This window comes from Candidatus Eisenbacteria bacterium (assembly GCA_030017955.1).
GTDB lineage: Bacteria > Eisenbacteria > RBG-16-71-46 > JASEGR01 > JASEGR01 > JASEGR01.
In genome coordinates, this window is the sequence record JASEGR010000047.1 from 1 (window position 1) to 24,853 (window position 24,853).

Consider the following 24,853-nt stretch of genomic DNA (forward strand, 5'->3'; position numbering starts at 1 on the left):
AAATCCCGAGTATACGCTCGGGATTATCCCGTAGGGAGGCCTCAATGAGTATCAGGCGCTTGCAGCCGACGACCCGCAGGCGCACGATGGGCCGCGGCTGAAGCGTAACGTTGAGACTGTCGAAAAAGTCTTTTGGGACGGGCAAGAGGATTGAAGGTGTCTGCTGATGTGTTAGACTCCAGGGCGTAAACGAAAGGAGGCTAACGCATGCCACGATACAAGCCTTACGACTATGGTCAGTTGATGATGATCCCGGTTTCGCTGGAGAATCAGCTTGTGCCCGGGACACTGGAATACGCGATACACCATTTGATGGAAGAACGGATTGACACCTCAATATTTGATGAGAAGTACCGGAACGAAGAGACCGGATGCAGTGCCTATGATCCGAAAGTTCTTCTGAAGATAGTCCTTTTTGCCTACTCGCGTGGGATACTACACTCCCGGCGAATGGAACGTGCCTGTCGGGAAAACGTGACGTTTATGGCGCTCAGCTGTGGGCAGGTGCCGGACCACAGTACGTTGGCGGCTTTTGTCTCCTCGCTGGGTGAAGAGCGGGTTGTGGATTTATTTACGCAGGTGCTGTTGGTATGTGAAGAAGAAGGGTTGCTGGGGGGGACGCATTTCAGTCTGGATGGATTGAAGCTTTCGTCAAATGCCTCCAAGTGCTGATACGGGCTACTATAGCGTGGAAAATCTGGAGGCCTGTCAAGAAGAGGAAGTTGACGCTTATATTCCGGATCGTGAGTTTCGCAAACGCGATCCGCGTTTTGCAGATGCCGGACGGCATCGTCGCAGCGTGGACAGCCATAAACAGCGCTATCGGTCCAAGAAGCGGTGGTTCAATGTTGGGGATTTTCATCTGGATGAACGGACAGGAAAATTAGTCTGTCCGGCCGGTAATGGGTTGTATGTCAAGAATCGGAACTTTGAAGTTCGTGGGCATAAAGCCATTGCCTACCAGGCTCCGAAGACAGCCTGCAGGAATTGTCCGTTACGGGCAAAATGCCTGCGCAATCCCAGCACTGTCGCGCGGCAGGTTCATATGTTTTATGGACAGTGTCTGGGCGGGTTGACAGAGGAAATGAAGCGGAAGATAGACACTGTGCATGGCCGAATCACCTACAGTAAAAGACTGGGGATAGTTGAGCCGGTCTTCGGCAACATCCGGGCTCAAAAAGAGCTTGACCGTTTCACGCTGCGCGGTCGCAGGAAGGTTAATATTCAGTGGAGACTCTACTGTCTGGTTCACAACATTGAAAAGATCCTTCACTATGGAGCAACTTTCGCAAAGGCTGCGTAATATGAGCAAAACAATAAGGAACAAACGCAAATAAACAGGTTAAAATGCGGCATATAGCAAATTCACCAACTGCCTGATTGCCTTTTCATCCGACAACATGGTTTCATAACTTCAGATCGATTCGGAGGGGAACCAGCCCGCCTGAAATAACGTTTTTCGACAATCTCGTTGGTAGGAATCAAAGCTTATGTAAAATGTTCGAGTTGATGCTGATTTCCTGCGGATGTGGTAGACTTTTGGCATGAAGGTTCGCGAGGTGATCCAGATGCTCGAACGTGAAGGTTGGGCGTTGGTGGTCACCCGCGGCAGTCATCGGCAGTTCAAGCATTCATTGAAGCCAGGGCGCGTGACCGTCGGTGGCAGCCTCGGCGACGACATGCCGAAAGGGACACTGGCCTCAGTGCTCCGGCAGGCGGGACTCAAGCGGGAGAAGCCATGAGAAGGGTTCGTTATCTTGTTCGTATTAGTCGGGATCCTGGCAGCGACTGGGGAGCGTCAGTTCCTGATCTCCCGGGCTGCGTGGCAACCGGTAGGACTATCGATGTTGCGCTTCGTCGTATCCAAGGTGCCATTGAGCTCCATCTTCGCGGGATGCGAGAAGACGGCCAACGGATCCCGCGCCCGCATCACCGAGCTATCCGTCCTTGGAGAACGGCTCGTCAGATCGACTTCTATGCGACGGTCGAAATCGCTGCCTGATTGGGTTTTCTCCTGTGCAACGATCAAGCCAACATCCGCTTGCACCTGGCGCCGAGCGAGATTGCTTTCTTAATTGATGGTTCACGGGGTCGGTGCCCGTCGCAGGTGAAGCGTACGATGGCGCGGACGCTACGCGCAGCCCCGTTAGATTGACCAGGAGTGTACACGCATGGCTATCCGAATGGGGATAGACCGGACTCTCGTCATGTGCATCTCGGGTTTGCTCTGGCTGCCCTTCGCCGCTGAGGGGTCTGCGTTTACGAGATACGGTCTTCGCATTGGTCATTGCGATGCATCAGCCATTTACAGACTCCCGACCTCTGACGTTATAACCAACGAACCGAGAGACCGTTCCATGTTGGGATTCGTCATGCAGCGGGAACTCTCAGGAGAGGACGGAATCGCGCTCGAAAGTGGGCTATATTACGAACGAAGAGGCGGTCTCACGCGAATTACGGGCTATGGGATAGACGTAAATGGGAACCCCACGAGTCTCAAGATAGAGACCGAGTTGGTCTGGAGCCTGCAGTACTTGGTTGTCCACTGCTCGTTCAAGCCCGCACCCGCACAGGTCGCATGGGAGTCTACGTTCGTGCTGGGCCGGAAATCGGTCTTCTCTTGTCTGGTGAGAGCGTCTATCAGACCTACTTTGATGGGCAGGCAGCATTCCCACCACACGAGCAAGATGCCACGGGGGCTCTCAGGAGACTGGATCTAGGCTTCTCGGGAGCAATCGGGTTCAGCTTGAGGTTATTGGGAGTGGACACCATGGTTGACGTCGGCATCGCGAGGAGCTGCGTGGATGCACTTGATCCTGACGGTGCGGATGATCTTGATATCGAACTGCGAACCAGAGCAGTTCGTCTCACTATCGCCGCTCTTTTCTAGCTCAGCCGGAGGGCAATCTAACCTCGGCCTGCACCTGCCAGCCACCGCGAGCCTGACTCGAAGCGGACGCGAATTGAGCTAAGGCGACGGCCGCAGGTGAAGCCAGCAACGTTCGCTGGAGAAAAAATGAAAGCACTGGCACACCTATTTGAAAAAAACAAGAAATGGGCCTCGGGAATCTGTGCGTCCAGCCCAGAATTCTTTTCCAGGCTTGTCGCGCAACAGGCACCCGAATATCTTTGGATTGGGTGCTCGGACAGTCGGGTCCCCGCAAATGAGATCGTTGGATTACTCCCAGGAGAATTGTTTGTCCATCGGAATGTCGCCAATCTGGTAATTCACACTGACATGAATTGTCTCTCGGTTCTCCAATACGCGGTTGACATTCTCACGATTAAACACGTGATAGTCTGTGGACACTATGGATGTGGCGGTGTTAAGGCCGCGATGGAGAATCTGCCACATGGTTTGGTGGACAACTGGTTGCGACATATTCGTGATATCCACCACCGGCATCTAGAGAAGTTGGAAACCATCTTGAACGAATCTGAACGAATGCGAAGATTGTGCGAACTGAATGCAGTAGAACAGGTCATCAATGTCGGTAATACGACGATCATCCAAGATGCATGGAAACGCGGACAAGAAATCGCAATCCATGGTTGGATATACGATATTGCCGATGGTTTGCTGAAAGATCTGGATGCGTGCATCACTTCATGCAAGGAATTGGATATTCTGCAAAAGAAAAGATAAACCTGCGAACCAGGTGTTGTAGCTGACTTGTCATGCTTGCATTGCGCTCTGACGTGACGGTGCGAAGGGCAAGGGGGAATGAGAAGGTGGGCGGTAAGCGCGCTAGGCAGCTAAACGCCCCGATGGCGCGACGCGAAGCGTCCGCGCGATCGGGACTTTAACGCGATGGTTTAGGTTATGAAGCGCTACGATCCACTAAAAGAGCCGGACCCGAAGGAATGGCTGGGATTAGATGAGCAGGAGCGAGTCGGGCTCATTGCAGAGCATCACGAGAAAGCGGGTGTTACGCTTCCCAATCATATTCTGCATGCGTCCTTTCATGCTATTGCTGAGAATCAATTGGCCGAGGGGTTGCCGGTTGTCTGCGAGACCATGTCGCGGCTGATGAGTGAGGGGCTTGACAGGCACGAAGCTATCCATGCTATTGGTTCTGTGCTGGCAGAGCATATGTGGAACATATTGAAGGATCGGTCCCCCGACTCTGATCTGAATGAGTTATATTTCCAAGCTCTTCGGGCTCTGACAGCGGCAGGTTGGTTAAGAAGCACCCGCTAACTTGAGCATGCAGTCTGACGGCGGGCGCTCCGAGGTGTGTTGCGCCGCCGATCTCGTCACTAGAGAGTACCACGGTGGGCAAACGCGCCCGCCCCGGGTCAGGCGCACGTTAAACGTGCCCAAGGACTGTTCGAACCAGAAGTACTAGCGGTGTGAAAAATGTATTGACACGAGTATGACCTTGGTTATACTTGAGCCATGAAGACTGCGATTTCAATTCCAGACCCTCTGTTCCGTGCCGTCGATCGCCTGGCGAAGAGGCTGAGGCTTTCTCGCAGCCAGGTGTTCCAGCAGGCAGTCAGAGATATGTTGGAGAGTCGGAGGGATGAGGCAGTAACGGAGGCCCTCAATCAGGTATATGGCCTGGGTTACGACAGAGCCGAGCTTGATCCAATACTCGAGCGTATGGAAGTTGCTTCGGTTGTGCGGGAGAAGTGGTAGTGCAACGGGGAGAGATTTGGTGGGCATCGTTGCCAGCTCCCCGGGGTTCGGGACCTGGGTACAGGCGGCCTGTTGTGGTGGTGCAATCGGATGCGTTCAACAGGAGTCGGATTCAGACTGTTATCGTAGCCGTTGTCACTTCCAACATGCGGTTGGCCCGGGCGCCTGGCAATGTTGTTTTGACTCGGCGCAGAGGCGGCCTTCCCAAGGAATCGGTCATCAACGTTTCCCAATTGATTACGTTGGACAGGTCATATCTCACAGAGCGAGCGGGGAAGTTGCGTCCGGACCAGCTGCAGGCACTCGATGAGGGTCTGGGGCTCGTCCTTTCTCTGTAAGAGATGTTTAACTGCGGCACGCCGGCGAGATTGAAGGCAGGCTTGGCAAGGCGGTGCGAATCGTCGCCCGGAACGAACCGCCGGTGTGGCGCTGCGCCGTGTGTGGCGAGCCAGCGACGTCGCTCTGTGTGGAGTGCAGGTATGTCGGTCGGGGTTTCTGCTGCGTGACGCATGCGTCGAGTCACCCGTGCGGGGAGGACATGTTGTTGCCGGTAGCCAACTCGCCGCGCATTGGTGTGTGCGGCTATACCGGTGAGGCATAACAAGGCACTGCACACCGACAAGGCTTCGCCGTACCAGTGAGGTTTTCGTTATAAGAGCTCAGCAGGCGAGCGATGTTTCCTTGTTGCTGGAGTGGCAGTCTTGCGATATTGTTTATCTCATTGAGTTCACCAAGCATTTCAAGAAGATGCTTCAGGAGCGTTCTTTGATCGGAGACTGAGAGGCAGGACATGAGACTCGTGGTAGACAGAGAAGACGATGCGCTTCACTTCTGTTTGGATGAGACTGGGGTAGTGGAGTCAGAGGAGGTCCGACCAGGGGTTGTGCTTGGCTTTGACGGGGACGGCCGTGCTGTTGGAGTCGAGTTCTTGCGTATAGCGGCGAGAGCGTCCAAGGATCAACTTTCTTTTCTCTATTTTCAGACGGGTTAGTCTGCAAGCCTTATAACACCTCGCTTCAGCGGCCGGTGATGTGGTCGCCCGCACAGTTGACCCTTGTATGTTCGTCACGTTCGGCGGCTGCGAAACGGCACCACCTACCTTTCCGGCCGCCGCTTATCCGCAACCCAATTACAGCACAGGAAAACAGAGGGAATACGAAATGTCAGACGAGTACCGGCAATGGGAACGAAGGTGTGAAACGATTCGCAAGGAGAATGCGACACTGCTTGAAGAGTTCGGAATGTGGTTGTCAGCGCAGGGCATCGGGGCAAAGTCCATAAAGGAGCATCTCGGGAACGTAGAGTTCTATATCAATGAGTATCTTCTCTACGACGATGCGACGAGAGCCGCGGATGGATGGGGTGGGATAGATTCCTTTCTTGGTTACTGGTTCATTAGAAAAGCAATGTGGGCCAGCCAAGCCTCAATACGCAGAACTGCCGCAAGCCTGAAGAAGTTCTACGCCTTCATGCACGAGAAAGGTCTTGTAGGCAAGGAGGGATTGGAAGAAGTTCGGGAAACAATCAAGTGCAATATGTCCGACTGGCTTGCCACGGTAAGGCGATACGATGACCCTTCAATCACTGATTCGGAAGAGATTTGGGGGCTAAAATAGTGGACCGCACAGCGAGGCGGATCCACATTGACGTTGCCGGCGTCCGGGTGGCGGTCGTCTCGCGATGGCCTGTCGGATGCTCGGCGCGGCGAAGGTCCTGGCCCAGGCAGGGATCCATCGAGGCCAAGTCCCGATTGGGGAGTCTCCGTCCATACGTCGGCAGATCTTCCTGCACCTCTATCGGAACGATTTCTCTGCACGCGAAGTCGAGCGGATTCTCTCCGGGTTCGGAGACGAGGATCAATGAGAAGCCTGTCTGTGCGTATAGAAGATCCGGTTGTCCGTGAGAAGATAGATGGTGTTGTGCGTGAATTGCTGGGGGAAGTGTTTGTGACAACGTAAAAGTGTACCACTGTGACAGAGCAAAAGTGACCCACCCAAACTCATGGATTGTGCTGTGGTGGGTCAGTCGGTCCAAGAGAGCGGCGGTAAGAGACGCATCGACGACAAATGGGTGCGGCTGGCTGCTTTCGATTGGTTGCGCAAGCAGACGGCCATACACGGCGAGATATTGCCCAGGGATCTGCTGATTCGCGGGTTTGAGAGTAGTGGCCAACAGATCCCTCTTGTGTCCCGGCAAGGCCTGATCCGGAACGTTTGGAGATTCGTTACGAACGATTCATGGCATCGGCGGCAGGATAGGAAGTTGGTGGAAGTAGTCCGTCTAATTATCATTAGATGGAGGAGACAATGGACGAAGTGCGTGAGTACTGGCCCGCCGTGAAGGGTGGCAAGACATGAAAGCGTTTTCGCTTCGGTGACTATCGGGCTTTCGTGCTCACTGACCTTGAGTCACTCAGGTCTACCCAATATCTCTACGTCATGCAGGTGTTCAAACTCCCCGAATGCAAGTTGTGTCTGTGCGTGACAGCAGAGACGAACCGGATGTACGGAAGGACGGTGCCGGTGGACAGAGCATCCGGCTCAGGCGGTTCTCACTTCCCGGGGCTATTTCCAGGCCAAGGGCACACGAACCTTGGCTCGTCGAACGATTGGGCGGACATCGAGATATTCGCTGCGAAAGCCGTTGAGTTGGCCCGCTGCCATTTGAAGGTCGACGCCGAGGCTGTCGAGGAGAAACCTCGAAACCCGTCGTGAGGTTCCCGTACCTGTGCCGCCCGCTGACGGGCGAATCTGCTGACGCCGGTTACACGCAGCGATTGTGCCGGCGTTGCGCGCCGCCCCATCGGGGCTGCGGATTGGCATCAGCTTTCTGTCGGGTGGTGCGCCGGCCATCAGCGGTTGAAACGGACGGCCAAACCCGCGAGCAGGCTCGCGGGCCCGGGCGTCGCTTATCCACAGCTCCGTTCGCCGGTCGACCGAATGTGGCTGGCCTCGGTGGATATTCTCTCAGGAGAAGAGATAGTGGAGGAGGTTCTCAATTGGTGAAGACAAAGGGCCAAGACTGGCGCAGCGATTTTCCGGTGCGAGATGAGGTCGAGGATTTCTCTGGTAGGATGAGAATCTTTGTGATCACTTGCCACGAGCGCCCTCACGGGCTGACCGTACGAGCTCAGGAGGAAGGAACGAGAGGAACCGGTTACGAGTTTGCGGCTTACAGCGAGACGAGCGCGTACGCGGCGCTTGGACGGGTGAGGCAAAAAATGCAACGGGCGCTCGCCACCCGCCACATCACAAGGTCAGCTGACGGATATCGGATGCTTCATAGCGAGCTCAGTGGCCGAATTACTTGCCGCAGCGACGGAGACGTCGTCTTAATTGTTGACGGCGTTCCACTCAGTTTGGAGAATTTCTCGGCGATCCTCGCGACCCATGAAGGCTGGAACTTTGAGATGAAGATTGTCGACGCCCTTGAATAAGCTCCTGGCGAGCTCAACGGCCGTCGACCATCGCGCTTCAGCGGAGGCCTACTCAGAGCTCAGAAAAAACGAGCTTTCTGTTGCAAGATAACTATCAGGAATGGTAGGAGAAGAGTCATCAGATATCAGAGATCGAAATGAACCAACGCGAGAGAATCATTCGGAGTGGACGATTCAAAGGGAAGAGAATCGAGTTTGCTGCCACCACTGGTGTTGACATGTTCCGGGAGATCGCTGACGAATTCATGCAGAAGCTATTTCAGCTTGAGCCTGGGGATTACCTTATTTCAGATGAATCCAGCCTGCACGATTTCACTGGTCTCGGAGTGAAACGTCAAGACATTGAGTCTATGATCATGGAACTCTACGCCGTTGATGTCTCAGACCTTGAGTCGGGGAACTTGCTGGAGATCTTTGCGCGAATTCAGCGTGCGAAGTATGGGGCACCATCATAAAGGACCGAACCTGCCACTGGAGCGTACTTCGTTTTCGTGAGCATCGTCTATTTCGTAACCCTGACAGTATTCATTCCCCGTCTGTTGGGAGCTGAAGTCGACAAAGTAGCGCTCCTCAGCTATGTCCCGCGGTCCTTTATGACCGCCATAGATGCGCTGGGATTCTTGTGACTGCGACCGACTTCTCGGGCAACGAGGGTAATCCCTCAACTCCATTGAGGAATGTCGGTGTTCCTGACCCGCAGGCTGCGGTTCGTTCAACGCTTCTTCTAGCTCAGAACTGGCCCAATCCCTTCGGCGCGGGAACAACTGTGCGCTACAATCTTCCAGATAAGATGCGCGTGACTCTCACTATTTACGACGCGTCCGGAAGGCTGGTTGCGAAACTCGTGGATCAGACTCAGGAAACGGGTGAGCATTCCGTGTATTGGTCAGGAAGGAACTCTCAGGGCAGGGCCGTGGCTCCCGGCACGTATTTCGTTCGATTGACCGCAGACGGGTCTGTCTTGGTATCCAAGATGAGCTTGATTCGCTGACACTCTGGCTGGTTTTGATTCGACCCGGGGTGGCGCGTATTAATCGACCGCTGACACCATAAACGCCCCTCCTTCGAGGGGACATTTTCCCTTTGCTAACACACGCGCGACGAAATCCGCTTGCCTGTGGAGGTCTTTGCCGCTATTGTGCCCAAGATAAATGAGCCGGCGTTTCGCCGGCGGTGGGAGGAACATCCATGGCTAAAGCGGTGACTGGACAGAAAGGAATACTCGGGTGGGTCGAGCGCACCGGCAATACATTGCCGGATCCGGTGTTCGTCTTCTTCTGGCTGATCGGCTTTCTTATTCTGTTTAGCATCGGCGCGGCACTCTTCGGCTATTCTGCCCCACATCCCACGCAGACCGACGATACCGGCGCGCCCGTCGTCATCAGAGCGGTGAGCCTGCTTGGTGCGCGGTGCATCCGCCGGCTCTGGGTGGAGATGCCGCAAACCTTCACCCACTTTCATCCGCTCGGCTACGTGCTGGTGGTGATGCTGGGCGCGGGCGTGGCAGAGCGATCAGGCCTGTTTGCATCCTTCATGCGCCAATGCGTGCGAGGCGCGCCGAAATTCCTGTTGACCCCGGCTGTGGCGTTCGTGGGCATGATGGGAAACCTGGCCGCCGATGCAGCCTATGTAGTACTAATCCCGCTGGCGGGCGTGCTCTTCGCGGCGGCGGGACGCCATCCGGTCGCGGGCATCGCGGCGGCGTTTGCGGGCGTCTCCGGCGGTTTCTCTGCGAACCTGCTGCCGGGCCAGCTTGACGCACTTTTGTTTGGCATCACCGAGGCGACCGCGGAGCAGATCGCGCCGGGCTGGGACGCCAACATCGCCGGCAATTGGTTCTTCATCGCGGCGATGTTAGTCCTGTTTCTGCCCGTCGTGTGGTTCGTCACTGACAGAGTAATCGAGCCGCGCCTGAGGCGCTTCAGCGTACCCGACGGCGAGGCGATGAAGAATCTTGGCGACGCTAACGCGCCCTTGACGGTGGAACAGAAGAAGGGGCTCGGCCGCGCCGGCCTGGCCGCACTCGCGGTGTGCGCGCTTTGGGCACTGTTCGTGTTCATGCCCGGCACGCCCTTGATCGACAAGGAGGCCGCCGCCCCTGAAGCGCGGTTGACGCCGTTCTACCAATCGCTGGTGGCCTGCTTCTTCGTCCTGTTCATCGCCTGTGGCTGGGCCTTTGGCGCGGCCGCCGGCACTGTGAACAATCACCGCGACGCGGTGAAGATGATGACCGGGGCGATGAGCGATCTTTCCTATTACCTCGTGCTCGCGTTTGCGGCATCGCATTTCGTGGCGATGTTCAATTGGTCGAACTTGGGCCTCATCTTCGCGGTGCAGGGCGCGGGTGCGATCAAGCAGTCTGGCCTGCCGATGCCGGCGCTGCTGGCACTGATCGTTTTGTTCGTGGCGATCGTGAATGTATTCATCGGCTCGGCCAGCGCGAAATGGGCGCTGATGGCGCCGGTGCTGGTGCCGATGATGATGTTGCTCGGCGTCAGCCCGGAAATGACGACCGTGGCCTATCGTGTCGGTGACAGCACTACCAACATCATCACGCCGCTGATGGTGTATTTCCCGCTGGTGCTCACTTTCTGCCGACGATGGCGCACGGATTTCGGGCTCGGCAGCCTCACCGCGATGATGCTACCTTATTCGTTCTGGCTGTTGCTGGTCGGCTTGGCGATGACATTCGCGTGGGTCTTTTTTGACCTGCCGCTCGGGCCAGGTGCGGTCGTGGATTACACGCTGCCGTCACAAACGGGGATGTAGCGGTCGGCGCACTGTAGGGAAAAGCATGAATGAATCTCAGGTAGTGTCGCGCTCCGTCCTTCCCGCGTAGTGAGAGCGGCCATATCATCGGCTTCGACTTCGGGGAACCAGAGGATCTGGGTAAGCGTTTGATCTGCTTCGTCAGGCGCAGAGAATGCCGCTGACCTTAGCGAACCCTATCCTCGTGATCCTGTTCGTACACCGTCGCCTACCCTTTTAGTGCAGGCCTTGTTCCGGCGTAGTAACGGGCAGGGCAGCCAGCGCGCGCATGCAGCTCTCGGAGCTTCGCGCCGCAGCTGATGCCGGTGTTGTGCGGACTGAGATTAGGAAGGAGACCGAGCCATGAAGAGACTATCATATCTGAACGTGCCACTATTTCTGCTCTTGGCTTCAAATGCGGTAGCCCAGTGCGAACTGCCGGCTGGGTTCTCAAACTCCGCTGTTGTGACTGAGGGTGATCTGGAGGTCACGTTCGCCACGGATCGGCTGACGTACGCCCCTGGGGATATCGTGTCTTTCTGCTTGATTGTACACAACCTCGGGACATCGGTGTTTTCAATCAACTGGGGGATTGACCCACAGGACGGGATATTTGTCATGCCGGACACGTGTACCGCCGTGGATCAAGGCCGTTGCTTTGGCGGCAACGTGTTCCACCATCCCGGCATCGTTTATTTCTACAGCGCCGGGACGACGCTCGGGCCTGGAGAGTGCCGGGCATGGGAGCGCACGTGGGATACTGGGATTCAAAGCGCTGAATACGGGACGTACAACGTTCTGGGCGGCATGTTTGAGGCGTGTTTTTGTCAAACAGTGGGTACGTTTCACGTGCTGACAGGTGGCGTGCTGCTCCGGCGGATCATTGAGGGCTCGGTGTCGGCTGGAGAGAGCACATGGGGCAAGATTAAGGCCTTGTACGAATAGCCCCATAACCTGCGCCTCCACCACTGGTGACGCGCAACGCTGGGAGGTGGCGGATGTCCTCGCTGCTCACTGACATCGTCATCATCTTTGCCCTTTCGGTGGCCGCGGCCAGGGGAGAGCCCATCCACTACGGTGACGCAACTCAAGAGACCATTCTGAGGCATGTTGATGCAGATAAAGCCCGCGCAATAGTCGTAGTGATAGATGACCCGGCGGGTACGCGACGCATCGTGGAACTCGCGCGCCGCGTTGCCCCCGGCGCGTACATCCTCGTGCGCAGCCGCTATCTCCGTGAGGTTCAGCCTCTCGTCACTCTCGGCGCCGACGAGGTGATCGCAGACGAGCTGGAGGTGTCGATCGAGTTGTTCTCGCGGGTACTCGCGCGCATGTTGGTGCCGCGCGAAGACATTAAGCGGCTCATCGGCGAGGTCCGCCAGGACTGGCGGCGGATGGCCCGAACGCTCGCCAAGGAGTCGACGGGCGTGCCCGACCTTCACGTCGCCATTCCCGACCTGACCACTTACACACTCAGACTCACCGAGCACTCGCCGTTGGTCGGTAATTCAATTGCCGGGAGCCGACTGCGCGCGGAGCACGGAGTGACCGTGCTCGCGGTCTCCCGCGACGCAGAGACACTTGGCAACCCTCGTGGTGAGACCATTCTGATGGCAGGAGACGTCCTTTTTGTGATCGGGCCACCAGATTGGGAGCCCGCAACGGTGATGTAGTGAGCGCGGTCCCGTGACCAAACGAGACAGCCGGATGCAGCAGTTCCACCCACCCCTGAGGGAGCCGGTGTTCAGCGGTTGCGTGTGAGACCCACTCGATGCGTCGATATCTTGCCGGCAGCTTTCGGTGCAGACCTGGGTTCCAAATCCGAGTAGGCGCGGCGAAGAGATCCATTGATGTCGCCGGGCATCTGGACTACAATGTCAACTGAGATGGTTCATAAGAAGCACAAGAAACAACTGGGAGCACGTTATCAGATCTTTCAGCCTGAACTCCTCGTCTTTGAAGCTCCCGAATACTACGGGAAAGGCCAGTCACCCAAGCGTGTTTGGCACGATGACTCAAACGACATTAATGTGTACCGGGGAGACAGCCTCATCTTCCTGGATCAAATCCACCGGAAATACCCTCAGGGCACCTTCGATCTTATATTCGCAGATCCCCCATACTTTCTAAGTAATGATGGGATAACTTGCCATGCTGGGAAGATGGTGAGTGTGAACAAAGGGGAATGGGACAAAATCAAGAATGTGGATCAGATGCATGACTTCAATAGAACTTGGCTATCCGCCTGCCAGAAGGCCCTGAGGCCGAATGGCTCAATATTCATTTCGGGTACGAGCCATGTGATACATTCCATCGGCTTTGCGATGCAACAGCTAGAATTCAAACTTCTTAACAATATTACATGGGTCAAGCCTAATCCGCCGCCCAATCTCTCGTGTCGTTATTTCACCCATGCGACTGAGACAATCCTCTGGGCTGCCAAGAGTAAGAAAAGCAAACACAGGTTTAATTATGACCTCATGCGTGAGATCAACGGCCAGAAACAAATGAAGAGCGTCTGGCAAGATATCAGATGGGACGAATCAGAAGTGCAAGTCCTACTCGAGATCATGCCGCCCGGAAGAGATGAGAAGATCTTCGGCAAGCATCCGACCCAGAAGCCGTTGAAACTTCTGGAGCGGCTCATCATGGCCGCTTCAGTCAAGAATGACCTTGTTTTCGATCCGTTCTTGGGTTCAGGTACCACGGCTGTGGCCGCAAGGAATCTGGGGCGTAGATTTGTTGGGTGTGAACTCGACCCCAATTATGTTTCGATTGCAATTAAGCGACTCAAATCAGGGCAAAGGCAACAACCGATTCCGTTTTCCTCCAGCGCCTAGGCGGTCTCGTCTGTGGAAAGAGAAGAAGCGGTCAAGAAGATTCGATTGCTGATTGGCAAAGATTTGGTCCCGCTCGCCAATGAGTACTCTGTCACCATTTGGAAATCTCCCGGCAAGAAAAACAAAGGTTGGGCTGGGCATGTAATCGAGCACTACCTTGGGCTTCCCATAAACGTGGGTCAATCCCCCAATTTTGGCTCATGGGAACTGAAGGTAGTTCCTCTCAAGCATCGCGGCAAAGACCTCATCGTGAAGGAGACCATGGCAATCACGATGATCGACCCTTACAACGTGTTGAATACGCCTTTCGAGGAGAGCCATTTGTTGGCAAAGCTAAGTAAGATGGTAGCCGTCGCCAGAATATTCGAGAACGTCGAAGAGACGTCGTCGATAGTACATTCAGTCGGGTTCTTTGATCTATCTGATCCGCACATATATGAAACTGTCAGGCAAGACTACGAAGAGACTCGTCGCGTAATTGGAAAACTTGGGTTCGAAGCATTGACAGGCAAGATGGGTGTTCACGTTCAGCCAAGAACAAAGGGAGCTGGCCACGGCAGCACCTCGCGAGCATTCTACGCACGGACACACTTTGTCGAACATATCATCGGTGTGAGGCCCCTGTGAACACGAACTATCGGTAGATGCCTGCTCGCTCAATCGATGGCCTGAACGACAGCTGAACCCGCGGCAAGATGAGGATACCGGGGTGCGTCGAAAGGAGGATGGAATGAGAGCCAGCAAGACCTTTCTGTTTCTCGCCACGGCGCTTTTCTTCGCTCAAGGCCTTGAAGCCCATGAGCGGACGTGGCCTGGGAAACGCCTCAAGAACCTTTGGCCCGAGGCAAACAAGTTCACATCCAAACAGGTGACGCTGAGCGCCCCACAAGTCGAGCATTTGGAGAAAGACGGCATCAAGCTGGGCGTCGAGGACAAGTCCCCGACTTTCTATTTTGCACAGGTGAAAGACAAGGCAAGCGGGAAACTCACTACGACAGGGATCATTCTTTTCGTCGACGAGTACGGAGCAAACGGCCGCATGGAGATCTCGGTGGGAATCACGCCAACGAACGAAGTAGCCAAGATAGACATCTGGCAGCACTCGGAGAACAAGAAAGTGGCCCAAGCCGACTTCCTGGGGAAACTCGTCGGTAAGAAACACGGTGACTCTTTTGAGGTAGGAAAAGGATACCAGCCCGTCCCCGGCGCTGAGGAAGCCTCGGAAGCCGTCGCTCGAGGCGTTCGCAAAGCCCTGGCTGTCGCCGACGCGGTGTTCGGAAAAGGGGAAAGCGGGAAGCCGCCTGCGCAGTAGCCCGAACTGGACTACCGGGTGACCATCACCGCCGATGCTAGAACACCAGTGTGCCGTCCCAGAAATAGTTTTACGAAATGCAGGGCGTTTCATAAGGCACACTGCCAGGGGGTACGAAGGGTCGTGCCCGACCCCCTCAGGGGTGACAGCGCAGGGATGCGACGAAGAGGAGCATCTCGAAGCGTCAGAGGGGCGATAGCCCCTATGAAAGTGTCGTGTCCCGGGGTAAAGACATATAGAAGGAACTTCCGGGACACGACACTGGACACGGAGAGGTCATCATGAGACTGCGATGGTTCCTGGCCTTTGGCCTCGGACTTCTGATGTGGGATTGCTGTAGCCAGGCCTGGGCTCTTCCCGCTTACCGACGGCTTTGGGAGAGAACCTACGGATACAACGTGTCCTGTGGGATTTGCCACGTTCGAGGCGGCGGTTCGGAACTCACAGGCTACGGGAAGGACTTCCAGCGTTTCGGGACGACGCCGGGTGCTTTCAAGGCAATCGCAGACAGAGACTCCGACCGCGATGGCGTCAAGAATCTGGATGAGATCAGAGCGAAATCAAACCCAGGAGATCCTCGGTCTACCCCAACGAACCTCACAGACTGGCTTCAGCGTATCGAAGAATCCATGCTCCCTCTAGAGCAGTTGGGGAAGCTATTTCCTGGGGCCAAGATGTTCTCGTCCATGGAGGGTACTCTTTCTGACTCACAGATCCAGCAGGTGGAAGGTCTGCTCGGTTCCAGGCTTTCGGAAGAGGATGCTGTTCCGACTTTCTACTTCGCTGTAGAGAAGCAAGGCAACCGCCTCAAGCGTACAGGGGTTTCCTTGTTTGTGGCCCTCGCAGGCGGCAAAGACAAGCTGATCGTAGGGGTAGCTGCCGATCTGTCCGGAAATGTGATTTCGGTGATCCTGGTCCAGAACAAGCTGGACAAGAGGTTGGCCGAGAGAAAGTTTCTGGAGCAGTTCATTGGAAAATCGGCGAATGACCCGCTGACCGTGGGCAAAGACATTGAGTCCGTACCTGAGTTGGAATCGCCCTCGGTCATGGTTGCCGGCTCCGTCAAGAAGGCTCTTCTTGTCATCAACACGGTCTTTTCCAAGAATGGCAGGGGCCAATGAAAAGGACAGGATGTCTCTTCTGGCTGGGACTTCAGATCACGGGGACCTGGGCGTCAGCCCAGGAATTGAACCTGGGCGAGGAAGCTCCGCAGTCGATTATCAAGGCTGGATCTCAGTACCCCCAAACCTCGTGGGCCTTGGGGCTCTTCTTGCTCTATGTTGCCATCGGCGCCTGTCTCTTGGCCTTCCTCATCTTTAGGAAGAAACGGCCCTGGAACCCGCCCCGGGGGCTCGCGTACTGGCCAGATAGCGCCAAGACTCTCATTACGCTGATCCTGATTGCCTACGGACTGGTTCACCTGTTCGCCATCCTTAAGGCCTACATGCAGAGCCGGGTGGTGTTCGGCTCGGCTGCCGAATACTTCTTCTATATGAAGCCCGAGAAGCTTGCGGCCACGTCGCATGCCCACATTTTTGGCCATGGCACCATGTATGCCCTTACGTGCGTACTCTTCCTGTTTTCCTCTATCTCCGAGCGCTGGAAGGTGGCTGTTATCTGCGTAGCTCTGGCAGGCGGACTTCTGGATGTGCCGTCCTGGTGGATGATCAAGTACGCGGGAGCGAAGTTTGAAGCCTTCTCTATTGTGGCGGGAATGATGTCGGCGGCGGGCTGGATCAGTATGGCCGGGCGGATTCTTTACGAAGTCTGGTTTCAAAAGGAGGCGGACCGTGAATCGCGCTAGGACCGCAGGAGGATGCATCCTGATTCTTGCATTGGCGTTGGGCGGGCAAGGATTCGCCCAGTTGGATTTGGAATCTCCGAAGCTGGCCGCCCCACCCGAGAAGCAGGAGAAGGGTTCTTTCGGCAACATCAACTTAGGTGGTCTCTTTGACGTGCGCTACATGGCGGTGGGGAATCGCGCACCTGGGACCATGATTCACGTGGATGAGCTGGTCATTACAGCCAACATCGGGGACAACATCTCAATCTTGGCTGAACAGCTTCTTCCGACATCCCGTTTGTCTGGCGCCGACGACATCATCCAGGACGATCATGGTTTTGTCTATGCCATCTTTTCGAACATCCCCGTCACCCCACCGGGCACTGCTTTCAAGATCGGGCGGTTTCGGTTCAAATGGGGCATTGATGCTGCACAGGATTCCCCCACCAACATGCTCTACCCCTTGACCAGAAAAAATCTGGGATTTGTCTCCGACCGCGGTCTGGAACTTTCCGGTTTCCTTGGGCCGGTGGACTATGAGCTGGGAGTCGCCGATGGACCTGAGTTCATTCAGGCCGTGGTTATCGATACGTTGGGGAATATGGTCGGAACTGTTCGTGGAAATGTCCTGAACAACTCTGCGCCCCTTTTCCTCCACCTTACTACCAACGCGAGCTTTTCGACGGCACTGCGATTTGGGATTTCCTATTTCGATGGGGAGAGCTGGCCCTATGTGAACGACATGATGCCGATGCCCAGCACACGCCTCCGGGTCCAGATGCCCGGCGGAATGCCCGATGTCTCTCAACTTGTTTACAAACAGAAACTGGCTGGGGACGCGACCTGCAGGTGGCGGAAGCTGGGTCTCAACTTGGAATATTCCCAAGGACGCGATCGCTTCGCGGACGGCAGCAAGACGACGACCCGAGGGTACTTTTCCCGATTGGACTACACGATCAAACCGCAGCAGCTCGCCCTGGCGGCGCAGTATGATCAGTTTGACGATGGACTCGTGTCCAGTGAAGATGAGCGATCCGTGGGAGGGAGTATACAGATCTTTCTCCACGAGCAAGCCTATCTGCGCCTGGGTTACATTCTGAACCGGACCGGGGAGTCTTCGCGCGAGAACGTGGGGTTCACGCAGCTTTACTTGCCTTTCTGACTGAGGCAAGGCTCTAGGAACAACACGGCAGTCCGTTACACAACTACCTTTGCAGATTGCGATATCTGACATCCACATGAGCTTTGGCTCAGGTGAATATGGCTTCCTTGCTTGGGCGCTGAACTCTGGCGTCAAGCAACATTTCTTCCTAGTCTCAGAACCAACCTGCCACGTACCCCGGCACGATCCAGCATTCCGTTGAGACTGTCACGCTGCTGCGCCTCACCGCCTGCCACACCGCGTCCCGAGTAGCCTTCCGCTTGCGTCTCATCTCTTGGTGAAGTAAACTGCCCAGATGCGCAAGCTTCGTATCGGCGTTATCGACCTCGTCACTAAGAGACCTGCCAGAGCATTGTACGCACGTCTCATGAATGCGAATCTCGCAAGCATTATGCCCCAAGCTATTGCTGTCTGGTGCGAAGAGGATGGGCATGACGTTAAACTTGTTTGTCATACTGGTTATGAGAATTTGGTAGAGCAGTTGCCGCAGAATGTCGACCTCGTCTTCATAGGCGCGTTCACTGAAGGCGCGCAAATGGCCTACGCGCTGAGTAACCTATTTCGCATGAAGGGAGCCGTGACAGTGCTTGGAGGTCCCCATGCGCGGTGTTACCCCCAGGATGCACAGAAATATTTCGATTACGTTCTCGGCTTCACCGACAAAACGATTATTCGTCAGGTGTTGCACGACTGTTCTCAGCACCGTCCAATCGGCGTTCGCTTAGACGCCGGACATCAGCCTGAGTCACTCCCGGGCGTACGCGAGCGCTGGAAATTCATCGCGTCGACTCTTCAGAAAGCCCGCTTCATCAAGATCGTCCCGATGTTAGGCAGTCTGGGGTGTCCCTACACCTGCAGTTTTTGCATTGATGCGGCAGTACCGTACCAGCCAATGGACTTCGAAGTAATTAAGGAAGACCTGCGGTTCCTTCTGCGGAAATTTAATCGACCCCGGGTGGTCTGGCACGATCCCAACTTTGGGGTACGATTCAATGAACATATGGATGCCATTGAGGAGGCCGTACCTCCCAACAGTATCGATTTTATCGCTGAGAGCAGTCTGTCACTATTGGCGGAGCCAAACCTGAAGCGGCTCAAACGAAACGGGTTCAAGGGCCTTCTGCCTGGGATCGAGTCGTGGTACGAGCTGAGCAACAAATCAAACACCGGCGCCACGCAAGGGATGGACAAAGTCAGGCAGGTATCCGATCACATCAACATGATTATGAGGTATATACCTTACGTACAAGCCAATTTCGTGCTCGGACTTGATGTGGATAATGGATCAGATCCATTTGAGCTCACCAAACGGTTTGTGGACATGTCACCAGGCGTGTTTCCGGGCTATTCGCTGCTCTCTATACTTGGACAAGCCGCACGACTCAATCTCGAGTATCAACGCGACAATCGCGTGATTCCGTTCCCATTCCACTTCCTGAACAATAATCATGCGACGAATGTCAGGCCGAAGAATTATTCCTGGCCTGAGTTCTACGATCATGTAATTGACCTGACTGAGCACTCATTTTCCTGGCGGGCGATCTTCAATCGCCATAGAGCAACCGGTGCCAAGATTCCGAAATTGATAAACCTGGTGCGCGGGGTCTCGTCGGGAGGTGTTGGCATGATTAAGTATCACACTGAAATACGCCGGCGCCTTGACACCGATTTGGAATTCCGGCGCTTCTTCGAACAGGAGACCACCGAAATTCCGCAATTCTATGTGAGGCGGATTCAACAAGAATTGGGACCGCTGTGGGAATGGCTTCCAGAAGGGGCGCTGCATCACGACCCTAATGCTTATCTCAAGGCCGAGCAACAAGAGTTGCTGATACCGCCGGACGGCAGAGCTGAGAGAAGCACGCAGGAGTCTGAGGTGACCTCGAATCTCATTTCAGCTGAGCGGGTTAACGTCAACCCTGCCCGTCTGGTATAATGCAGGTATAATGAATGATTGACGAGGAAGCCGGCCAACAGAAAAGAGACGTTCGTCATGGTCCACAGTTCAGCTGATTCAACGCTCAATCGCGTTGCATTCATCGGTAACTACTTGCCGCGACAGTGCGGCATCGCCACATTTACTACCGATTTGTGTGAGGCCATCGCCGCCCAATATCCTCAAACAACCTGCATTGCCCTGCCGGTCAATGATATCGAGGACGGCTACGCCTATCCGGCCCGCGTTCGGTTTGAGCTCACAGAGAAGGATGTTGATTCTTATCGCCGCGCCGCCGACTTCCTGAATATCAACAACGTCGACCTCGTATGCTTACAGCACGAATATGGCATCTTCGGCGGACGGGCAGGCAGTCACATCCTGGCCATCTTACGTGAATTGCGCATGCCCGTTGTCACGACTCTGCACACTATTCTGCACGACCCCGATCCGGAGCAGCGGCGGGTGCTGGAAGAAGTCGCGGCCCTGTCCGACCGGTTGGTGGTCATGAGCAAGCGGGGCGCGGAATTCCTGCACGAAGTCTATGGTGTGCCGCCGGAGAAGATTGATCTGATCCCCCACGGTATCCCTGATGTGCCTTTTGTGGACCCGAGCTTTCACAAAGACCTGTTTGGAGTCGAAGGCAAAATCGTCTTGCTTAGCTTTGGCTTACTCTCGGCGAACAAAGGGATCGAAAATGTCATCGCCGCCTTACCCGCCATCTTGGCCCGTCATCCAAACGTGGTGTACATCATCCTCGGAGCGACCCACCCTCACGTAGTGCGGAATGAAGGCGAAACGTACCGGCTGTCCCTTCAATGGATCGCCCAGGAGAAAGGCGTAGAAGGTCAGGTAATTTTCTACAACCGGTTTGTCAGCATCGAAGAACTCGTCGAGTTCATCAGTGCGGCGGATATTTACATCACGCCTTATCTAAACGCGGCACAGATCATCTCTGGCACATTGGCCTACACTCTGGGAGCAGGCAAGGCCGTGATTTCGACGCCGTATTGGTATGCGGAAGAGATGCTGGCCGAAGAACGTGGAGCGCTGGTGCCGTTCCGTGATCCCGGGGCATTGGCTGCGCAGGTGATTGACCTGCTCGACAACGATGCCAAGCGCCATGCGATGCGCAAGCGGGCCTATCTATTGGGGCGGGAGATGATCTGGCCGCAGGTAGCTCGCCGCTACATGGAGACTTTTGAACGCGCCAAAGCCGAACGCCGGCATTTTGCCCCACCCGACTTCACGGTCAAACCGCTCGACAAACGTCCGGGCGAACTGCCTCCTCTCAAACTCGATCACTTGCGCCACATGACGGACGAGACCGGGATGTTGCAGCACGCCCTTTTCACGGTGCCCAACTATCGCGAGGGCTACACCACCGACGACAACGCCCGCGCGCTTATGGTGAGCGCGCTTCTGGAGTCGCTGGGCGACGAACATGCTCTCGATCTGGCATCACGCTATCTCGCTTTCATCTGGTATGCCTTCAATACTGAAACCGGTCGCTTCCGTAATTTCATGGATTACGAACGCCACTGGCTGGAAGTTGGCGGTTCCGATGACAGCCACGGCCGCACATTGTGGGCGCTGGGTACGGTGTTGGGCCGCTCAAATATGCCGGCCCTGCAAAGTATGGCTGGCCGGGTGTTCGAGCAGGCCTTGCCCGCTATTCTCAACGCGACCAGCCCGCGAGCCTGGGCTTTCGCGCTCATCGGCATCCACGAATACCTGCAGCGATTTGCCGGTGACCGGAGGGCCAGCCAGGTCCGGGAGGAATTGTCCGGGCGGCTGTTGACGTTATATCAAACCCACCGTTCGGATGAATGGCGCTGGTTTGAAGACAGGCTGACCTACTGCAACGCCGCGCTGCCGCATGCTCTTCTCATGTGCGGCCAATGGATGCCGAATAAGGCTATGATGGATGCCGGACTGGAATCGCTTAGTTGGCTGGCCGATTTGCAGCGCGCGGATACCGAAAGCAGGCATTTTGTCCCAATCGGCTCTAACGGATTTTATCAGCGGGGCGGTGAGCGTGCCCGGTTCGATCAACAGCCGGTGGACGCTCAGGCGATGGTCTCTGCCTGTCTCGAAGCTTACCGGATCACGAGCGATAAGCGCTGGAGCAAGGAAGCCCGCCGCGCCTTCGAGTGGTTCCTCGGGCGCAACGACCTGAACCTGCCCATCTACGATCCGACGACAGGCGGCTGCCGGGACGGTTTGCATCCCGACCGCCCGAACGAGAATCAGGGCGCGGAATCGACGCTGGCCTTTCTCCAAGCATTGCTGGAACTGCGACTGGCTGAGAATGCTGTCATATCCATGGAAGCCCGAGCCAGATGAGCAATCAACATCCTGAACTTTTTCACCGTTATAAGCTCAATCCCGTCTTGACCGCCGCCGACTGGTCCTATCCGGTCACGAGTGTGTTTAACCCCGGAGCCACATTGCTGCCCGATGGGTCTACCCTGCTCCTGTGCCGTGTGGAAGATCGGCGCGGGCATTCTCACTTGAGTGCAGCCCGCTCCGCCAATGGTGTAGATGACTGGCAGATTGACCCACTTCCCACCCTAAAGGCCGATCCGGAGCACTTCCCTGAAGAGCTGTGGGGGATCGAAGACCCACGTATCACATACGTCCCCGAGTTAGGCCGGTATGCCGTTGTTTACACCGCCTACACCCGCGACGGCCCGGGCGTGGCCCTGGCGCTCACGGAAGATTTCCGCACCTTCGAGCGCTATGGTTTGATCATGCAGCCGGAAGACAAAGACGCAGCTCTCCTACCTTGTCGGATCAACGGAAATTGGGCTTTGATCCACCGCCCGGTCAGCGTGCGCGGCGCGCACATGTGGATATCCTACTCGTCCAACTTGCGCCACTGGGGAGATCACAAGTTGATGCTGGAAGCCCGACTGGGTGGGTGGTGGGACGCGAACAAAATTGGACTATCGCCTCCGCCCATCGAAACTGCGCAAGGTTGGCTGGTGATCTACCACGGGGTGCGGCAAAACGCAGCCGGCTCCATTTACAGACTCGGCCTGGCGTTGTTTGATTTGCACAGACCCGACCGCTGCATCAAACGCAGCAACGAATGGATTTTTGGCCCGGAGGAACCCTACGAACGGCGCGGGGATGTGGACAATGTCGTCTTTCCTTGCGGCTACACAATTGCTCCTGATGGCGACACTATCCGCCTGTATTATGGCGCGGCGGATACGAGCATCGCCCTGGCCACCGCCAGTGTTCGTGCTATTCTGGAGTGGCTTGAACAACACAGATAGCGAATCCCCTGATGTCAAGAGATAGATGTTGCCGGTGACCGGCCGGCGTCAAATTCCATGAAGGATTCCAAGGTGTCGAAAGTATTTCCAGATCCCATTATCAGATTGCCTGAGGCGAGTGTGCCGCTGGATTCATCTCGAGACATGGAACTGAGAGATCTCGGGTTTGATCAATGGTTTCGCGAGAAGCAAGAAGAGCTGCAGAAACCCGACTGCAGCGTCGCTCGCGTGACGGCAGTCAACAGAAACAACTACCTTGTCAGGAATGAAAACAATGAACTCCTGGCTGAGCTTGCGGGCAGCCTCGCGTTTTCCTCCGAATCGAGCATGGACTTTCCCTCTGTAGGAGATTGGGCATTTGTCCAGTATTGCAACTCCGATACGTTTGCCATCATTCACGAGCTATTGCCAAGGAAATCGGTCTTGCGGCGGAAAACGCCCGGAAAGAAAATCGACTACCAGGTGATTGCGTCCAACATCGATGTCGCCTTCATTGTCCAATCATGTGATCATGATTTCAGTCTGCGGAGGCTGGAGCGTTATCTGGTGATGGTGAACGAAGGGCGGATTGCGCCGATGTTCCTGTTGACTAAGAGCGACCTTGCCAGTCCCGCAGATGTGCAGCAGAGGATGTCGGAAGTCAGGCAAGCGAACATCAATTGCACGGCCATTGCGCTCAGCAACAAGACCGGCTTCGGGCTGGATCAAGTCCGCAAGGTGCTGGAAAAAGGTAAGACGTATTGCCTCCTCGGATCTTCGGGAGTGGGCAAGACTGCTCTCTTGAACAATCTCATAGGCAGTGAATTATTCAAGACAAACAAAGTGCGCAGAAAAGATGGAAAGGGAAGACATACGACAGCACGACGCCAGTTGACCATCCTCGATGATGGCGCCATGCTGATCGACACTCCCGGAATGAGAGAACTGGGCAATATTGCTGTCACCGCCGGGATCGACGAGACATTCGCGGATATCCACGAGCTCTCGAAGAGCTGCCGCTTCACGGATTGCGCTCATACCACGGAAACCGGCTGCTCGCTCTTGATGGCGGTCGAGAGCGGGGAATTGAGTGAAGCGCGTTATCAGAGTTATCTGAAGCTGCTCAAGGAATCCGAGTACCATGAGATGTCTTACGTTGAAAAACGCAAAAAGGATAAGGCGTTCGGACGCTTCATCAAATCAGCAATGAAACAGCACAATAAGAAGTGATTCGCGAATGCACATAGCCAGTTGCTGCAGACCGGCCAGGAGGAGAAACCTGATCCCTGGGAACCCATTCGTTTTCTGGTGGGCGAGTGGGAGGGAACGGCAGAAGGTGAGCCTGGGTCTGGGACGGCGCGGCGCACCTATTTGAAAATAGAGAGTTTCCAGGTGAAAAGGCATTTTCCTTATCTGTTTGTCATCATAACGAAGTGAAACAGTTATGTCTTTCAGTTATATGCTGCCCTACAAAGCGCTTGACTGGACGGGGTTCTGCCGCGCTCCATCCCAGCCAATGAGCTTTGGCGTGGGGCTCATCAGGATAGGTAGCATATGAAAATGCAATCAACAATAACCCAAAAGGAAGAGAGGCCCATGAATATCGTCAAGATTAGTATTGTGTGGCTACTGTTGGTCCTAGCCTGAATTATGCACGCGTTTACTGAAAAAAGAGTGCCATCGTCCTCGGGAGTTGTGGTATTAAAGGGTTTGAACACGAATCCTCACCAC

Annotated in this window: 29 protein-coding genes; all 29 read left to right on the plus strand. The window is 55.4% G+C overall.

Translation table 11 applies throughout. The features are described from left to right. The first annotated feature begins 207 nt into the window (after positions 1 to 207). The 29 genes from QME66_08670 (at position 208) to rsgA (ending at position 24,352) form a co-directional block, all read left to right on the plus strand. Positions 208 to 672: a transposase gene (locus QME66_08670; protein ID MDI6809036.1), complete on the plus strand. Its 465-nt coding sequence runs from the start codon at positions 208 to 210 to the stop codon at positions 670 to 672. Positions 673 to 722: 50 nt separating this feature from the next. After that, positions 723 to 887, plus strand: coding sequence for a hypothetical protein (locus QME66_08675; protein ID MDI6809037.1), 165 nt, complete (start codon positions 723 to 725; stop codon positions 885 to 887). 20 nt (positions 888 to 907) lie between these two features. Beyond that, positions 908 to 1,303: a transposase gene (locus tag QME66_08680; protein MDI6809038.1), complete on the plus strand. Its 396-nt coding sequence runs from the start codon at positions 908 to 910 to the stop codon at positions 1,301 to 1,303. Positions 1,304 to 1,544: 241 nt separating this feature from the next. Continuing rightward, positions 1,545 to 1,742 carry a type II toxin-antitoxin system HicA family toxin gene (locus tag QME66_08685; protein MDI6809039.1) on the plus strand — a complete coding sequence of 66 codons (198 nt, stop codon included), beginning with the start codon at positions 1,545 to 1,547 and terminating at the stop codon, positions 1,740 to 1,742. After that, positions 1,739 to 2,002 carry a type II toxin-antitoxin system HicB family antitoxin gene (locus tag QME66_08690; protein ID MDI6809040.1) on the plus strand — a complete coding sequence of 88 codons (264 nt, stop codon included), beginning with the start codon at positions 1,739 to 1,741 and terminating at the stop codon, positions 2,000 to 2,002. Before QME66_08685 ends, QME66_08690 begins: the two co-directional genes overlap by 4 nt. 169 nt (positions 2,003 to 2,171) lie before the next feature. After that, positions 2,172 to 2,720, plus strand: a complete 549-nt coding sequence (locus QME66_08695; GenBank protein MDI6809041.1) for a hypothetical protein — start codon at positions 2,172 to 2,174, stop codon at positions 2,718 to 2,720. A 296-nt stretch (positions 2,721 to 3,016) separates the two neighbouring features. Further along, positions 3,017 to 3,646, plus strand: a complete 630-nt coding sequence (gene can / locus QME66_08700) for a carbonate dehydratase (protein MDI6809042.1) — start codon at positions 3,017 to 3,019, stop codon at positions 3,644 to 3,646. A 177-nt stretch (positions 3,647 to 3,823) separates the two neighbouring features. Further along, entirely contained in the window at positions 3,824 to 4,201 is a 378-nt protein-coding gene (locus tag QME66_08705; protein MDI6809043.1) for a DUF1841 family protein, read from the plus strand. Between the two features lie 198 nt (positions 4,202 to 4,399). Then, positions 4,400 to 4,642 carry a ribbon-helix-helix protein, CopG family gene (locus QME66_08710; protein ID MDI6809044.1) on the plus strand — a complete coding sequence of 81 codons (243 nt, stop codon included), beginning with the start codon at positions 4,400 to 4,402 and terminating at the stop codon, positions 4,640 to 4,642. Continuing rightward, positions 4,642 to 4,980 carry a type II toxin-antitoxin system PemK/MazF family toxin gene (locus tag QME66_08715; protein MDI6809045.1) on the plus strand — a complete coding sequence of 113 codons (339 nt, stop codon included), beginning with the start codon at positions 4,642 to 4,644 and terminating at the stop codon, positions 4,978 to 4,980. The genes QME66_08710 and QME66_08715 overlap by 1 nt, the downstream gene beginning before the upstream one ends. Positions 4,981 to 5,432: 452 nt before the next feature. Continuing rightward, positions 5,433 to 5,633 (plus strand): DUF2283 domain-containing protein, encoded by a 201-nt coding sequence (locus QME66_08720; protein MDI6809046.1) that lies wholly within the window; start codon positions 5,433 to 5,435, stop codon positions 5,631 to 5,633. Between the two features lie 169 nt (positions 5,634 to 5,802). Then, positions 5,803 to 6,258, plus strand: a complete 456-nt coding sequence (locus QME66_08725) for a recombinase (protein ID MDI6809047.1) — start codon at positions 5,803 to 5,805, stop codon at positions 6,256 to 6,258. Positions 6,259 to 7,032: 774 nt separating this feature from the next. Next, positions 7,033 to 7,356 (plus strand): hypothetical protein, encoded by a 324-nt coding sequence (locus QME66_08730; protein MDI6809048.1) that lies wholly within the window; start codon positions 7,033 to 7,035, stop codon positions 7,354 to 7,356. 284 nt (positions 7,357 to 7,640) lie between these two features. Continuing rightward, the gene (locus QME66_08735) at positions 7,641 to 8,078 is read left to right on the plus strand and encodes a hypothetical protein (GenBank protein MDI6809049.1); all 438 of its coding nucleotides are present in this window, start codon (positions 7,641 to 7,643) and stop codon (positions 8,076 to 8,078) included. A 137-nt stretch (positions 8,079 to 8,215) separates the two neighbouring features. Then, entirely contained in the window at positions 8,216 to 8,533 is a 318-nt protein-coding gene (locus QME66_08740; protein MDI6809050.1) for a hypothetical protein, read from the plus strand. Positions 8,534 to 8,700: 167 nt separating this feature from the next. Continuing rightward, entirely contained in the window at positions 8,701 to 9,069 is a 369-nt protein-coding gene (locus QME66_08745; protein ID MDI6809051.1) for a FlgD immunoglobulin-like domain containing protein, read from the plus strand. Positions 9,070 to 9,266: 197 nt separating this feature from the next. Further along, positions 9,267 to 10,847 carry an AbgT family transporter gene (locus QME66_08750; GenBank protein MDI6809052.1) on the plus strand — a complete coding sequence of 527 codons (1,581 nt, stop codon included), beginning with the start codon at positions 9,267 to 9,269 and terminating at the stop codon, positions 10,845 to 10,847. A 342-nt stretch (positions 10,848 to 11,189) separates the two neighbouring features. Beyond that, the gene (locus QME66_08755) at positions 11,190 to 11,771 is read left to right on the plus strand and encodes a hypothetical protein (protein ID MDI6809053.1); all 582 of its coding nucleotides are present in this window, start codon (positions 11,190 to 11,192) and stop codon (positions 11,769 to 11,771) included. 53 nt (positions 11,772 to 11,824) lie between these two features. Further along, a complete protein-coding gene (locus QME66_08760; protein MDI6809054.1) occupies positions 11,825 to 12,499 on the plus strand; it encodes an NAD-binding protein in 675 nt (224 codons plus the stop codon). A gap of 177 nt (positions 12,500 to 12,676) precedes the next feature. Next, the gene (locus tag QME66_08765) at positions 12,677 to 13,666 is read left to right on the plus strand and encodes a DNA methyltransferase (GenBank protein MDI6809055.1); all 990 of its coding nucleotides are present in this window, start codon (positions 12,677 to 12,679) and stop codon (positions 13,664 to 13,666) included. 12 nt (positions 13,667 to 13,678) lie between these two features. Next, complete coding sequence (locus QME66_08770) at positions 13,679 to 14,293, plus strand: MutH/Sau3AI family endonuclease (GenBank protein ID MDI6809056.1); 615 nt, start codon at positions 13,679 to 13,681, stop codon at positions 14,291 to 14,293. A 103-nt stretch (positions 14,294 to 14,396) separates the two neighbouring features. Next, positions 14,397 to 14,978: a hypothetical protein gene (locus tag QME66_08775; GenBank protein MDI6809057.1), complete on the plus strand. Its 582-nt coding sequence runs from the start codon at positions 14,397 to 14,399 to the stop codon at positions 14,976 to 14,978. A 281-nt stretch (positions 14,979 to 15,259) separates the two neighbouring features. Beyond that, entirely contained in the window at positions 15,260 to 16,099 is an 840-nt protein-coding gene (locus tag QME66_08780) for a hypothetical protein (GenBank protein ID MDI6809058.1), read from the plus strand. Then, positions 16,096 to 16,782: a hypothetical protein gene (locus QME66_08785; GenBank protein ID MDI6809059.1), complete on the plus strand. Its 687-nt coding sequence runs from the start codon at positions 16,096 to 16,098 to the stop codon at positions 16,780 to 16,782. The genes QME66_08780 and QME66_08785 overlap by 4 nt, the downstream gene beginning before the upstream one ends. Next, positions 16,769 to 17,923 carry a hypothetical protein gene (locus QME66_08790; GenBank protein ID MDI6809060.1) on the plus strand — a complete coding sequence of 385 codons (1,155 nt, stop codon included), beginning with the start codon at positions 16,769 to 16,771 and terminating at the stop codon, positions 17,921 to 17,923. Before QME66_08785 ends, QME66_08790 begins: the two co-directional genes overlap by 14 nt. A gap of 295 nt (positions 17,924 to 18,218) precedes the next feature. After that, positions 18,219 to 19,859, plus strand: a complete 1,641-nt coding sequence (locus QME66_08795) for a radical SAM protein (protein ID MDI6809061.1) — start codon at positions 18,219 to 18,221, stop codon at positions 19,857 to 19,859. Positions 19,860 to 19,916: 57 nt separating this feature from the next. Further along, complete coding sequence (locus QME66_08800) at positions 19,917 to 22,205, plus strand: glycosyltransferase family 4 protein (GenBank protein ID MDI6809062.1); 2,289 nt, start codon at positions 19,917 to 19,919, stop codon at positions 22,203 to 22,205. After that, positions 22,202 to 23,143, plus strand: coding sequence for a glycosidase (locus QME66_08805; GenBank protein ID MDI6809063.1), 942 nt, complete (start codon positions 22,202 to 22,204; stop codon positions 23,141 to 23,143). Before QME66_08800 ends, QME66_08805 begins: the two co-directional genes overlap by 4 nt. Before the next feature lie 72 nt (positions 23,144 to 23,215). Further along, positions 23,216 to 24,352, plus strand: a complete 1,137-nt coding sequence (gene rsgA, locus QME66_08810; protein MDI6809064.1) for a ribosome small subunit-dependent GTPase A — start codon at positions 23,216 to 23,218, stop codon at positions 24,350 to 24,352. Positions 24,353 to 24,853 lie beyond the last annotated feature (501 nt).

Excerpts from the sequence above, each read along its gene's own strand:
- QME66_08670 (MDI6809036.1), top strand. The coding sequence starts at position 208 with ATGCCACGATACAAGCCTTACGACTATGGTCAGTTGATGATGATCCCG.
- QME66_08685 (MDI6809039.1), top strand. The coding sequence starts at position 1,545 with ATGAAGGTTCGCGAGGTGATCCAGATGCTCGAACGTGAAGGTTGGGCG.
- QME66_08690 (MDI6809040.1), top strand. The coding sequence starts at position 1,739 with ATGAGAAGGGTTCGTTATCTTGTTCGTATTAGTCGGGATCCTGGCAGC.
- QME66_08695 (MDI6809041.1), top strand. The coding sequence starts at position 2,172 with ATGGCTATCCGAATGGGGATAGACCGGACTCTCGTCATGTGCATCTCG.
- can (MDI6809042.1), top strand. The coding sequence starts at position 3,017 with ATGAAAGCACTGGCACACCTATTTGAAAAAAACAAGAAATGGGCCTCG.
- QME66_08705 (MDI6809043.1), top strand. The coding sequence starts at position 3,824 with ATGAAGCGCTACGATCCACTAAAAGAGCCGGACCCGAAGGAATGGCTG.
- QME66_08710 (MDI6809044.1), top strand. The coding sequence starts at position 4,400 with ATGAAGACTGCGATTTCAATTCCAGACCCTCTGTTCCGTGCCGTCGAT.
- QME66_08720 (MDI6809046.1), top strand. The coding sequence starts at position 5,433 with ATGAGACTCGTGGTAGACAGAGAAGACGATGCGCTTCACTTCTGTTTG.
- QME66_08725 (MDI6809047.1), top strand. The coding sequence starts at position 5,803 with ATGTCAGACGAGTACCGGCAATGGGAACGAAGGTGTGAAACGATTCGC.
- QME66_08740 (MDI6809050.1), top strand. The coding sequence starts at position 8,216 with ATGAACCAACGCGAGAGAATCATTCGGAGTGGACGATTCAAAGGGAAG.
- QME66_08750 (MDI6809052.1), top strand. The coding sequence starts at position 9,267 with ATGGCTAAAGCGGTGACTGGACAGAAAGGAATACTCGGGTGGGTCGAG.
- QME66_08755 (MDI6809053.1), top strand. The coding sequence starts at position 11,190 with ATGAAGAGACTATCATATCTGAACGTGCCACTATTTCTGCTCTTGGCT.
- QME66_08760 (MDI6809054.1), top strand. The coding sequence starts at position 11,825 with ATGTCCTCGCTGCTCACTGACATCGTCATCATCTTTGCCCTTTCGGTG.
- QME66_08765 (MDI6809055.1), top strand. The coding sequence starts at position 12,677 with ATGTCGCCGGGCATCTGGACTACAATGTCAACTGAGATGGTTCATAAG.
- QME66_08775 (MDI6809057.1), top strand. The coding sequence starts at position 14,397 with ATGAGAGCCAGCAAGACCTTTCTGTTTCTCGCCACGGCGCTTTTCTTC.
- QME66_08780 (MDI6809058.1), top strand. The coding sequence starts at position 15,260 with ATGAGACTGCGATGGTTCCTGGCCTTTGGCCTCGGACTTCTGATGTGG.
- QME66_08785 (MDI6809059.1), top strand. The coding sequence starts at position 16,096 with ATGAAAAGGACAGGATGTCTCTTCTGGCTGGGACTTCAGATCACGGGG.
- QME66_08795 (MDI6809061.1), top strand. The coding sequence starts at position 18,219 with ATGCGCAAGCTTCGTATCGGCGTTATCGACCTCGTCACTAAGAGACCT.
- QME66_08800 (MDI6809062.1), top strand. The coding sequence starts at position 19,917 with ATGGTCCACAGTTCAGCTGATTCAACGCTCAATCGCGTTGCATTCATC.
- QME66_08805 (MDI6809063.1), top strand. The coding sequence starts at position 22,202 with ATGAGCAATCAACATCCTGAACTTTTTCACCGTTATAAGCTCAATCCC.